Annotated in this window: 8 protein-coding genes, 1 tRNA gene and 1 pseudogene; 4 read left to right on the top strand and 6 right to left on the bottom strand. The window is 73.4% G+C overall.

Features of this window, described 5'->3' with window-relative positions; translation table 11 throughout:
• A pseudogene (locus tag ABZX30_RS10385) lies at window positions 1-79 on the bottom strand (YbjN domain-containing protein); the annotation flags it as partial.
• On the opposite strand from ABZX30_RS10385, the gene ABZX30_RS10380 reads away from it, so the two are divergent.
• Together ABZX30_RS10380 and ABZX30_RS10375 are read left to right on the top strand one after the other, a co-directional pair.
• Window positions 51-2,867 (top strand): SbcC/MukB-like Walker B domain-containing protein, encoded by a 2,817-nt coding sequence (locus ABZX30_RS10380; protein WP_355931303.1) that lies wholly within the window; start codon window positions 51-53, stop codon window positions 2,865-2,867. The pseudogene ABZX30_RS10385 and the gene ABZX30_RS10380 sit on opposite strands and share 29 nt — an antisense overlap.
• On the top strand, window positions 2,857-4,143 hold the full coding sequence (locus ABZX30_RS10375) for a TIGR02679 family protein (protein WP_355931300.1): 1,287 nt from the start codon (window positions 2,857-2,859) through the stop codon (window positions 4,141-4,143). Before ABZX30_RS10380 ends, ABZX30_RS10375 begins: the two co-directional genes overlap by 11 nt.
• Before the next feature lie 219 nt (window positions 4,144-4,362).
• Here the strand turns inward: ABZX30_RS10375 and ABZX30_RS10370 are convergent, their stop codons facing one another.
• The 5 genes from ABZX30_RS10370 to ABZX30_RS10350 form a co-directional block, all read right to left on the bottom strand.
• Window positions 4,363-5,706 carry an endonuclease domain-containing protein gene (locus ABZX30_RS10370; protein ID WP_355931298.1) on the bottom strand — a complete coding sequence of 448 codons (1,344 nt, stop codon included), beginning with the start codon at window positions 5,704-5,706 and terminating at the stop codon, window positions 4,363-4,365.
• 344 nt (window positions 5,707-6,050) lie between these two features.
• Window positions 6,051-6,123: transfer RNA gene (locus ABZX30_RS10365), tRNA-His, on the bottom strand.
• Window positions 6,124-6,240: 117 nt separating this feature from the next.
• Window positions 6,241-6,843 carry an oligoribonuclease gene (gene orn / locus ABZX30_RS10360; RefSeq protein ID WP_132851455.1) on the bottom strand — a complete coding sequence of 201 codons (603 nt, stop codon included), beginning with the start codon at window positions 6,841-6,843 and terminating at the stop codon, window positions 6,241-6,243.
• Between the two features lie 334 nt (window positions 6,844-7,177).
• Entirely contained in the window at window positions 7,178-8,347 is a 1,170-nt protein-coding gene (locus ABZX30_RS10355) for a helix-turn-helix domain-containing protein (protein ID WP_355931295.1), read from the bottom strand.
• Between the two features lie 378 nt (window positions 8,348-8,725).
• Window positions 8,726-8,995 (bottom strand): hypothetical protein, encoded by a 270-nt coding sequence (locus tag ABZX30_RS10350; RefSeq protein ID WP_355931293.1) that lies wholly within the window; start codon window positions 8,993-8,995, stop codon window positions 8,726-8,728.
• A gap of 363 nt (window positions 8,996-9,358) precedes the next feature.
• Between ABZX30_RS10350 and ABZX30_RS10345 the strand changes: the two genes are divergently transcribed.
• Entirely contained in the window at window positions 9,359-9,886 is a 528-nt protein-coding gene (locus ABZX30_RS10345) for a universal stress protein (RefSeq protein WP_355931291.1), read from the top strand.
• A gap of 127 nt (window positions 9,887-10,013) precedes the next feature.
• Window positions 10,014-10,580, top strand: coding sequence for a GPR1/FUN34/YaaH family transporter (locus tag ABZX30_RS10340; protein WP_355931289.1), 567 nt, complete (start codon window positions 10,014-10,016; stop codon window positions 10,578-10,580).
• Window positions 10,581-10,649: the final 69 nt, after the last annotated feature.

The following is a 10,649-nucleotide window of genomic DNA, read 5'->3' as shown; positions in this document are numbered from 1 at the left end:
GGGAGACGGTGGTCGACAGCTTGCGGGTGCCGGGGAGCCGCACGACGTAGTTGCCGGGCTCCGGACTCTCCCATTCCAGCTCGGACCTCGCCCGGGTATCCCTCGACCGCGCGCAGGAGGCCGTCACCGCGGCGGAGAGCGCGGAGACCGCCGCCGAGTCGGCCCTCGAATCCGCCCGCGAGCAGGCCCGTACGGCACTCGGCCAGTGGACGCAGGCGCACGGCGCGTTGCTGACCGAGGAGGGGTCCGGCCGACTCGCCGGAGCCCTCGAACGCACCGGCGAGGCCGAGGCGGTCACGCTCGCCGACGCCTTCACCGAGGCCACCGCCCCCGCCGTGCAGGAACTGCGCGACACCCTCGCCTCCCTGCGCGCCCGGCGTACCGACGTCGAGCGCCGCCGCGCCGAGACGGAGGCCGAACGCGACCGGATCGCCGCCGAACACGACGACGCCCCGCCCCCGGCCCGTGGCCGTGGCGCCGACCGGGCGGCTGGGGGCGGCGTCCCGTTGTGGCAACTCGTCGACTTCGAAGAGCATCTGACGGAACGTCAACGAGCCGGCCTGGAAGCGGCCCTGGAGGCGTCGGGCCTCCTCGACGCACTCGTCACCGCAGAGGACACCCCCGTGGCGGCCGGGCGCAGCGAAGGCCACCTGCAGGCCGGCGCGCCGGTGAACGGACCGAGCCTCGCCGATCTGCTGCGCCCCCAGAGCCCCGAGAGCCCCCAGAGCCCCGAGAGCCCTGGGGTCGGCATCGCGATCCCGACCGCCGCCCGGATCACCGCCGTGCTGCGCTCCGTCGCCGTCGCCGGCGACCTCGACACCGGCATCCCGCACATCGGCCCCGACGGCCGGTACGCGGCCGGTGTCCTGGTCGGCGCCCACACCAAGGAGCACGCCGAGTACGTCGGCGCGCCCGCCCGCGCCCGCCGGCGCGCCGCCCGGATCGCCGCCTGCGAGGCGCTGCTGGCCGAGCTCTCCGCCCAGCTCGACGCGTTGGCGCGCCTCGGGGCCCGTACGGACGCCGCCCTGGAGGCGTACGCCGCCGCCCGCGCCGCCCTGCCCCGCACCACCGGCATCACGCAGGCGCTGCGCGAACTCGACCGGGCCGCGGCGCGGCTGCGCGCCACCCGGGACGCCGCCGAGGCCGCCCAGGGCTCGTACGACGAGTCGGTGGCCGCCTGCTCGGTCGCCGAACGCGCTCTGCGCCGCACCGCGGCCGAGCACGCCATCGAGATCGAACGCGTCGACGCCGTCGAGACCGCCACCCGCGCCTTCGAGACGGCGGTCCGCGAACTCGCCGCCCGCCGCCGCGAACACGCCCGCCAGCGCGAGGCGGCCGAGGCCGCCGCCGACCGGCTCGGCGCCGCCGCCGAGGACGAGGAGGCCGCGGCGGACACCGAGCGCGCGGCGCGCCGCCGGCACACCGAGGAGGCCGCGGGACTCGAAGCCCTCCAGACGGCCGTCGGGGCCGAGGCGCAGGAGGTGATGCGCCAGGTGCAGGAGACCGAGGACGGGATCGACGCCCTGGTGGGGGAGTCCGAGGCGGCTCGTACGGCCCAGCACGCCGCCATCGCCGGCACCGCGGCGGCCGAGGCCCGCCGTACGGCCGCCGCCGAGGCCGGGGCGGTCGCCGCGGCGGAGGAGAAGGACACCGCCCGCGGGCTGCGCCCGTACGCCGCCCGTGAACTCCTCGACATCCTGCGCTGCCCGCCCGGCCTCGCCTGGCCCGCCCAGGAGGCCGACTGGACCGGAGAGACACTCCCGCCGGCCGTGGTCGCCGTGCACGAGTCGATCCTGTCCGCCACCCGCGACCTCACCCCCACCGAGACCAGCCTCAAGCAGTCCGTCACCCGTCTCACCAAGGCGTTGGACGACCTGCAGGCCCAGCTCGCCGCCGCGGGACAGGACTACCGGCCCGAATGGGACGGCTCCGACGGCGTCATCCTCGTCCGTGTGGCCGACGAGGAGGGCCCGCTGCCCGTGGCGGCATTCGCCGAGAAGATCGCTTCCCACCGCCGTGACCAGGCCGAACTGCTCTCCGAGTCCGAGCAGCGCATCCTGGAGGACGCCCTGCTGACCCGGCTCGCTCAGCAGATCCACGACCGCACGGTCGACGCCCGCGACCTGATCAGGCGGATGAACACCGACATGCGTCGGCGCACCATGTCCTCGGGGACCACGGTCGGGGTGAGCTGGCTGCTCGCCGATCACCTCGACGACGAGCAGCGCGCCGTCTGCGCCCTCCTCGACGCCGACGCGGCCCGCCTCGGCCCCGGCGGCCTCGCTCGGGTGCGCACCCACTTCGCCGCCCAGATCAAGACCGCCCGTGCCCGCCACCGCGACCAGCCCTACCGCGAACTGCTCGGCGAGGTCCTCGACTACCGGAGCTGGCGGCAGTTCGCGTTCCAGCTGGTACGCCCCGACAAGACGGAGGAGCGGCTCACCCGCGCCCGGCACAGCCGCCTGTCGGGCGGTGAGCAGTCCGTGTCGCTGCACCTGCCGCTGTTCGCCGCCGCGCACGCCATGCTCAACTCCGCCGCCCCGCACGCCCCGCGCCTGCTCGCCCTCGACGAGGCCTTCGCCGGCGTGGACGACACCGGGCGCGGCGAACTCATGTCGTTGGCCGCCCAGTTCGACCTCGACCTGTTCATGACCGGCTACGACCTGTGGGCCGCCCACGCCTCCGTGTCCGCCGCCGCCCACTACGACCTCGCCCACACCGCCGTCGACCACACCGTCTCCGCGCTGCTGCTCGTCTGGGACGGCGACCGGCTCCTCGCCGACGACACCGGCGACCTCACCACCGCCCTCGGCTCGCCCGGCACCCGGCGCGTCCCGACGCCCGAGGAGCCCGCGGTTGTCGGCTGAGCAGCATGAAAGCCATGGGTACAACGAGCTGCGGGGCGAGGGATGGACCCGCCTGCTCGCCGCTGCCCGCCGCAGACTGGAGCGCACCGGCGGCGCGCTCGACGGCGACATCGGGCTCACGGGGCCCAGCGAGGCCGAGCGCCGCACCGTCATCGGCATCACCGGCCGCTACCGGCCCGAGACCGTCAAGCGCCTTGCCGTACCCCTGCATGACCTGGACGGGTATCTGTACGACCGTTATGGCACCGGTCTCCTCCAGACCCTCGGCCGGCTCCACGGTCCGCTGCGCGACCGGCCGGCCGAACGGGCCGACGAACAGGCCCGCCGGGAGCAGGCCCTGAGGTCGGCCCACTCCAGTCGGCTCGCCGGGCAGGGATGGTTCGCCGCCTGGCTCGACCGCATTGCCGCCGACGGCACTCTCACCCGTCTCGTACGCCGGGGGGACGCGCCGCTCCTCGACGCGGCGGTACGCGTGGTGGAAAGACTGCTCGGTGACGGGGAACCCGGTACGGGCTCCCCGTACCGGGTCCCCGCTGTCCTGCCGCTTCCGGTGCTCGCCGAGTGGGCCACCGGAGACACCAAGGCCCTCGTGCCGGGCGCCCCGCTCGAACAGCTCGTCCTGCGGGCTCTCGCCCAGCGCGCCGGCGACGGCCACGTCGTCCCGCGTGAGCGGGCCGGGCGACGAGCTCTGTGGGAGAGCGCCGGGGCCATCGCAGACGACCTCGCCAGCCAGGTACTCGTCCTCAACATCGGGGCCGAGGGCGACACCGTGGTCTGCGACTGGCTGCGCGATGCCGCCGACTTCGGCATCCCCTTCCGGCTCACCCTCCACCAACTCGCCACCGACCCCGTCGTCCCCGCCGCCCGCACCATCTACGTCTGCGAGAATCCGGCCGTACTGCGCGCCGCCGCCGGCGAACTCCAGGACGCCGGTGCCGCCCTCGTGTGCACCGAGGGCGTCCCGTCCGCCGCCTGCCACAAACTGCTCGGCGACGCCGTGCGAGCGGGAGCCCGGCTGCACTGGCGCGCCGACTTCGACCGGGCCGGACTGCGCATCACCGCGGACGCCGTGGCCCGCCACGGTGCCCGCCCCTGGCGGATGACCGCCGCCGACTACACGGCGGCCCTCGGCGAAGGCGGGTCCACCCCGCTCGCGGGACCGCCCGCGGCCAGCCCCTGGGACCCCGGACTGGCCCTCGCGATGGAGGAATCGGGCTGTGCGGTCATGGAGGAACGCCTCCTGCCCGCGCTCCTGTCCGACCTCACCCGCGCCTGAACCGGTGTCCGGTGCCGGCCGGACCGATCCGGCCACCACGGTGTGCCGGCCGGACCGATCCGGCCACCGCGGTGTGCCGGCCGGCATCCACCGGCCAGTCGGCGTCAGTGTCCGAGCCCCCTGGGGCCGACTGGAACGGTGCTGTCATCTCAGGGAACGGGCGACGGCGACGTCTCCCGCTGCGCCGCCCCGTAGATCCTCGACGGCTCCAGCACCCGGTCAGAACAGTTCCAGGTCCTCGCCGCTGGTGTCCGCGATGACCGGCCGAGGCTGGGCGGGGAGGCCGTCCAGGCGGTCGGGGCCGGCCGCGGCGGCCACGGCGGGCGCCGTCTCGGCCAGCCAGACGCGAAACCGCTCGGCGGCTTCGCGGTAGGGGACGCGTGCCAGGACGCGGTGCTCGCCGGAAGGGCAGAAGTCCACGGTGACAGTGAGCAGGCAGGACCGGGGGGTGTTCTGACTGCCCGTCCAGGACACGCGCAGGACACCGCAGGGTGTGCGCCCGCGGGGGGCGCGGTGGGTCGGGCGCAGCGGTCGGCAGGCTGTGTGGGCGGTCCATGCGGCGAGGTGCGGCAGGGGAAGGGTGGTGCGTGCGCGGCAGCCGGGGCAGCGGTGCCAGTGGCGGAGCCAGTCGTCGGCGTCGGTGTGGAACAGGCGTGTGTAGCGGTTCGCCACGCGGATGTCGTTGCGGTACAGGTGGTCGGGGCGTTCCAGTGTGTTGCAGGACTGGCAGACGGGGGCGCGGACGTAGCCGTGTTCGTGGCAGTGGTCGAGCACGGTGGCGGGCGCGGTGCGGCAGACGGCGCACGCCCACCCGGCCACCCTGCGAGGGGTACCGGGCTTCCTGCTGAGTACCGAGTACAGCTGGCCTTCCAGCTCCTTGGTGTACGGGCGCGGTGAGGCGGGCGGGCCCTCGGGGCTCGTCGTCCGCCGACCGTCGGCGTCCCGGGCCCGCCGGGGGCGGGAGGACGGCTCGGTGGCGGCTGCGCTTGCCCGGCGGGTCCGCGCGGCGTGCACCCACCGCCTTTCGGCGTGCTCGGCCGCGTCGAGCAGCCTGACCACGGCGCGCGGCAGCCACCACGTGCGCTGCGCCCCGTCGCGGGTCCGCTCCACGAGTATCTGCCGCCAGTCGATCCCCGCCAGGTGGTGCGGCCGGCCGTCCTCACGTCGTGCTGCCCGCTCGGGGCAGCCCGGCTCCCGCAGTTCCCCGGTGATGCGCCGGCGCCAGCGCAGCGGCGCTTCCTCGTCGTGCTCCTGCCGCGGCGCCCAGCGAAACGGGCCGATGTGGACCAGGTCCTGCCGGTCCACCTCCACCGCGTTCAGTTCCGCGGCTGCCCGGCGCACCTCAGCCTCCGGGACACTCCACCGACCGCCGCTCGCCCGCACCGTCGCCACCACATGGCCGCCGAGCAGGACGTACCCCACCCCGGCACGGGCAGGAGAACAGGTGAATGCCCCGGGACCCGTCGGCACAGCACTGTCGGCCGTCAGATCGACCCACAGAGCGTCCGCGGTGCCCAAGGTGATCAGACCGTCCGTGCGACCGGGCGTGACACGCGCTGGCATACCGACAGGCTAACGGCCTGCGACGAGCCGACGGGCCTGTGTGCGGGGAGTTCCTCGCGTTCGGGCGCCGGCGCGTCACGGCGGCACTTCTCAACTGTGCGCGGACGCGCACGGACCCGAACTGACGGGGGCACAGACGAGCATCGCCTGGCGCGGTCACCTGTTGACGGACAGACCCATGGCTCTGATCAGGACCCGTCGCCCAGCGGCGGACCGATCCACGAGAACTGCACAGCGTGCGACGGGGCGCACACTGTGAGCGATAATCCCTCCGGCTCGGCCACGGCCAAACGACAGATAGGCCCGTGACCTGCGTTTCCGCAGGTCACGGGCCTATCTCGTCGGGTGAGTGACGGGACTCGAACCCGCGGCATCCTGGACCACAACCAGGTGCTCTACCAGCTGAGCTACACCCACCATGACCGGCTTCTCGAGAAGCGTTCTCCCCGACCGGCCGAGAAAAAGTGTACAGGGTCCGAAGGGGTGCTCGCGCCAGGGTTTCGCGCGGTCCCCCGCGTGCCGCCGGCCGGTCGCCTACTGGGCGGGCAGTACGTGCTTCGCGGCGATCGCCTTCGCCGTGTCGGAGTCCGGGCCGGGCTGCGGCACGAAGACGGCCTCGCGGTAGTAGCGCAGCTCGGCGATCGACTCGCGGATGTCGGCGAGGGCGCGGTGGTTGCCGTTCTTCTCCGGGCTGTTGAAGTAGGCGCGCGGATACCAGCGGCGGGCGAGCTCCTTGATGCTCGACACGTCGACGATGCGGTAGTGGAGGTAGTCCTCCAGGGTCGGCATGTCCCGGAGCAGGAAGCCGCGGTCGGTGCCGACGGAGTTCCCGCACAGGGGGGCCTTGCCGGGCTCCTTCACGTGCTCCCGCACATAGGCCAGCACCTGCTCCTCGGCGTCCGCGAGGGTGGTCCCGCCGGGAAGCTCCGCGAGCAGCCCGGACGCGGTGTGCATCCGACGCACCACCTCCGGCATCGTCTCCAGCGCCTGGTCCGGCGGACGGATGACGATGTCGACTCCCTCGCCGAGTACGTTCAGCTCGGAGTCGGTGACGAGGGCGGCAACCTCGATGAGCGCGTCGTCGGACAGCGAGAGGCCGGTCATCTCGCAGTCGATCCACACCATGCGGTCGTTCATGTGTCTAACCTTACGGTGCGTTGCCGCTCCGCGGGTCGGGCGTGCGTGGGGTGATCGTGCCCCGTCCGCTGGGGGCTGCCGCCCCCGGACCCCCGCGTCGGCCCTGAACGGGCCTCGTCCTCAAACGCCGGACGGGCTGAATGATGCCGGCCGGGGCTGGGAGGGGAGGGGAGGGGAGCGCCGGTGTACGGGCCCCTGGAGAGCGCACGAGCAAGCGCAGGGCGCGGGGGACGCAGTCCCCGCCGGGGTCTGGGGCGGGGCCCCAGGGGCGTGGCCGTCACGGGTGGGGGCCCTGGGCGAAGGGGCCCGGGGTGGATACCCCGGGCCCTTCCTGTCACACGCCGCTGCGCGGCCCCGGCACGCTGACCGACAGGCTGCGGCGGGCCTGGATCGGGACTCCGGCCTCGGGGTGGAGGACGGGTACCGGGCCCACCGGGCCGGCCGGCGCGGACATGGCGGGCTCGGTGTCGGCGGGCTTGTCACCCTGGGGGCGACGGGCGCGGTACGCGGCCCGGTAGGCGGCCGGCGAGGAGCCCAGCTGGCGCCGGAAGTGCCCGCGCAGGGCCACGGGCGACCGGAACCCGCAGCGGCCCGCGACCTCGTCCACGGAGTAGTCCGACGTCTCCAGCAGCCGCTGCGCCTGCAGCACGCGCTGGGTGATCAGCCACTGGAGCGGCGCGCTGCCGGTCAGCGACCGGAAGCGGCGGTCGAAGGTGCGCCGGCTCATGTACGCCCTCGCCGCCAGCGTCTCCACGTCGAACTGCTCGTGGAGGTGCTCCAGCGCCCAGGCGACGACCTCCGCGAGCGGGTCGGCGCCGATCTCCTCGGGTAAAGAACGGTCGAGGTAGCGCTCCTGGCCGCCCGACCGGCGCGGCGGCACCACCAGGCGCCGGGCCAGCGCGCCCGCCGCCTCGTTGCCGTGGTCCGTCCGCACGATGTGCAGGCACAGGTCGATTCCGGCCGCCGTACCCGCCGACGTCAGGACGTCGCCGTCGTCGACGAACAGTTCGCGCGGGTCGACGTGCACGGACGGATAGCGCTTCGCCAGCGTCGGCGCGTACATCCAGTGCGTGGTGGCCGGGCGGCCGTCCAGCAGGCCCGCCGCCGCCAGCACGAACGCGCCGGTGCACAGGCCCACGATGCGCGCGCCTTCCTCGTGCGCGCGGCGCAGTGCGTCGAGCGCTTCCTCGGGTGGTGGTGACGTGATCGAGCGCCAGGCCGGCACGACGACCGTGCCCGCGCGCGAGATGGCTTCCAAGCCATGTGGTGCGGTGAGTTCCAGGCCCCCTGTGGTCCGCAGTGGGCCTTCCTCGCCGCCGCACACCAGCAGTCGGTAGCGCGGCACGCCGGCGTCCTGGCGGTCGATACCGAACACCGACAGTGGTATGGAACTCTCGAAGATGGGCCCGCCGCTGAACAGCAGTACGGCGACGATCTCCTTGCGACGTCGCCCGGACAGCTTCCGGGCCGCGGCTTCCGGCGCGGCAGTGGAGTCGTGGCTCATCCTGCTAAGCCCCCCTCGGTGGTCGCGGCTCCTCGGTTGTGTCGCTCCTGCACGTTTCCCCTCGGTCCTGCACGAGTCCCCCGCCGTAAGACAGTCAAGATCGAATCTACTGCGTCCCACGCCACCGCGGTGACCAGATCGCCCCTCGGCGCATTGTCGACATGACAACTTGGCGTGAAGCATTCGATCACGAAGCGTTGCACTCGCGGGCCGCGTAGGGAAGTGCGCCTCGTCGTAGTGGCCAATCCGCGTAGGGTGCGCAGCGCCTCCGGGACCCTTTCCGTGCAGGTGGAACGGGGGTTGGGGGGTGTCCGGGGCTGGTCCTGCGGGGTGTCCAGAAGTTGGCTGAAAAGCTACGGCCCCGTGCGCGGAAACCGGTCAGTCGACCGGTGTGCCGCCCTTGGTGTGACGTCCGCCTCCCCGGGACGTCCGGCGGTCCGCCCCGCGCTCCGAGCGGCGCAGCAGGATCCGGCACGCGCCGGTGACGGCGGCCAGGCCCAGGGCGGTGCCGGCGGCGCCGGCCAGCGAGGTGCCGTACCAGAGGAGTACCACGGGCACGAGAACGCAGCTGAACGCCGCCCAGCGCACCACGTCACCGGCGGTGTCCTGGGTGGAGCGGCGCTCACGGGTGGGGCGTGGTCCGGGCATCTCGTGCTCCCTGGTCGAACGGGGTCGTACTCGGTCGTGCTCCTCGCGGCGGTGGCTCACGGGGGTTCAACGCCTGTTCGATCACTCGGTCACTGCGGGTGCCGACCGGATGGGGGCCCGGCTCAGGGAATCCTGCGCGAACCGACTGTACGGGGCAGCAACCATTGCGTTACGGGCGTCGCTCGTGCATGCTCCGGTGAACCCCTGCGGTCTCCTGGGACGCCTTACGGAGTCCGTGCGGGAACTGGGCTGAGGAAGCTTGCCGCCGTACCCTTGGGGGTATGGGGTGGGGAAGATGTTTCCCGGACACAGCTCCGCCGCACACTGTCGCCACCCAAAAAGGATCACAACGCCGAGACAGCCATGGCCGGTCACGAATTCTTCGAACCCGCGGACCGCAAGCGGCCGGTCGCCGATCCCACGGCGGCCGAGCCCCTGGCGGCGGAAGAGGCGCGTCCTTCCTGCGACCCCGCCTTCAAGCACGGAGTCGTCGTCGGTTTCGACGGCTCCACGTCCAGTGAGCGCGCCCTCGCCTACGCGATCGGCATGGCCCACCGGTCCCGCTCGGGCCTGATCATCGTCCATGTCGCGAACCGGCTGCCCACCACCGTGTGGGCGGGGTGCGAACCGCCCGTCTTCGTCGACATGCCCGATCACCGCACCGAGGTGCTGGGTCTCGAGCTGGCCTGCGCGGACTACCTGGCCGAGGTGCCCTGGATCCTGGTCGAGCGCGGCGGCGACATCTGCCACGAGCTCGAAGAGGTGGGCCGGGAGTACGAGGCCGACGCGATCGTGGTGGGCTCCACGCACGGGATCGTCGGGCGGATCTTCGGCTCCGTCGCGGGACGGCTCGCCAAGCGGGCGAAGCGGCCCGTGGTGGTCATCCCGTAGGCCTCTCCAGCCCCTCCCAACTCCCTTCTGTGCAGCGTGAATCTACTCGCGCGTAGAGGTGTTCGTGCCCTTGTGAAGGGCATATACCGGTCACCGCACAGCCGCACCTGCATGAAGGGAGCCCGCCGTGGACGAAGACGTCTCCGCGGGAAGCGGAAGCACCATCGTGGCCGGCCGACTCGCCCTGGGCGTCACCCTGTTGGCGTTCGGGCTCGGTACCACCCGGGTGATCGACGGTTTGGCGGCGTCCGACGCCGTGTCACTCGCCCACTACGTGGGCGGCGTTGCGCTCTTCGTCGCCGGACTCCTCGCCTTCCGGGACGGCGACACGGCCACCGGTACGGCGTTCTCGGCGCTCGGCGCGCTGTGGTTCACCTGGGCCGTCTCGGCCGGGAGCCAGGCCTCGGCCGACGCCGCGGGGCTCTTCCTGCTCCTGTTCGCCCTCGTGGCGCTCTCGCTGACCCTCGCGGGCGGGGACACCCTCGGGCAGGCCGTGCACGGGCTGCTGTTCCTGGCGATGCTCGTGCTCGCCGTGGCGAGCTTCGCGGACAGTTCCGCTCTCGCGAAGGCCGGCGGCTGGATCGCCGTCGCCTCCGGTGCGGTGGCCTGGTACGCGGCGACGGCCGCGCTGGCGCACTGGCCCACGACTCTTCCGAGGCGCGCTGCCGGCCGGGGTGTGACGGCCACCGGCTGACGCGGCGACGGGCCGGAGCAGGGCAGCCCCGGCCCCTGAGGGAACGACCCCCTGTGCAGGTGGCACACA

The sequence above is a fragment of the Streptomyces sp. NPDC004542 genome, from assembly GCF_040610035.1.
Taxonomy (GTDB): Bacteria; Actinomycetota; Actinomycetes; order Streptomycetales; family Streptomycetaceae; genus Streptomyces.
This window is presented reverse-complemented; position numbering and strand designations above follow the sequence as displayed.

Excerpts from the sequence above, each read along its gene's own strand:
- ABZX30_RS10345 (WP_355931291.1), top strand. The coding sequence starts at position 9,359 with ATGGCCGGTCACGAATTCTTCGAACCCGCGGACCGCAAGCGGCCGGTC.
- ABZX30_RS10370 (WP_355931298.1), bottom strand. The coding sequence starts at position 5,706 with ATGCCAGCGCGTGTCACGCCCGGTCGCACGGACGGTCTGATCACCTTG.
- ABZX30_RS10355 (WP_355931295.1), bottom strand. The coding sequence starts at position 8,347 with ATGAGCCACGACTCCACTGCCGCGCCGGAAGCCGCGGCCCGGAAGCTG.
- ABZX30_RS10350 (WP_355931293.1), bottom strand. The coding sequence starts at position 8,995 with ATGCCCGGACCACGCCCCACCCGTGAGCGCCGCTCCACCCAGGACACC.
- orn (WP_132851455.1), bottom strand. The coding sequence starts at position 6,843 with ATGAACGACCGCATGGTGTGGATCGACTGCGAGATGACCGGCCTCTCG.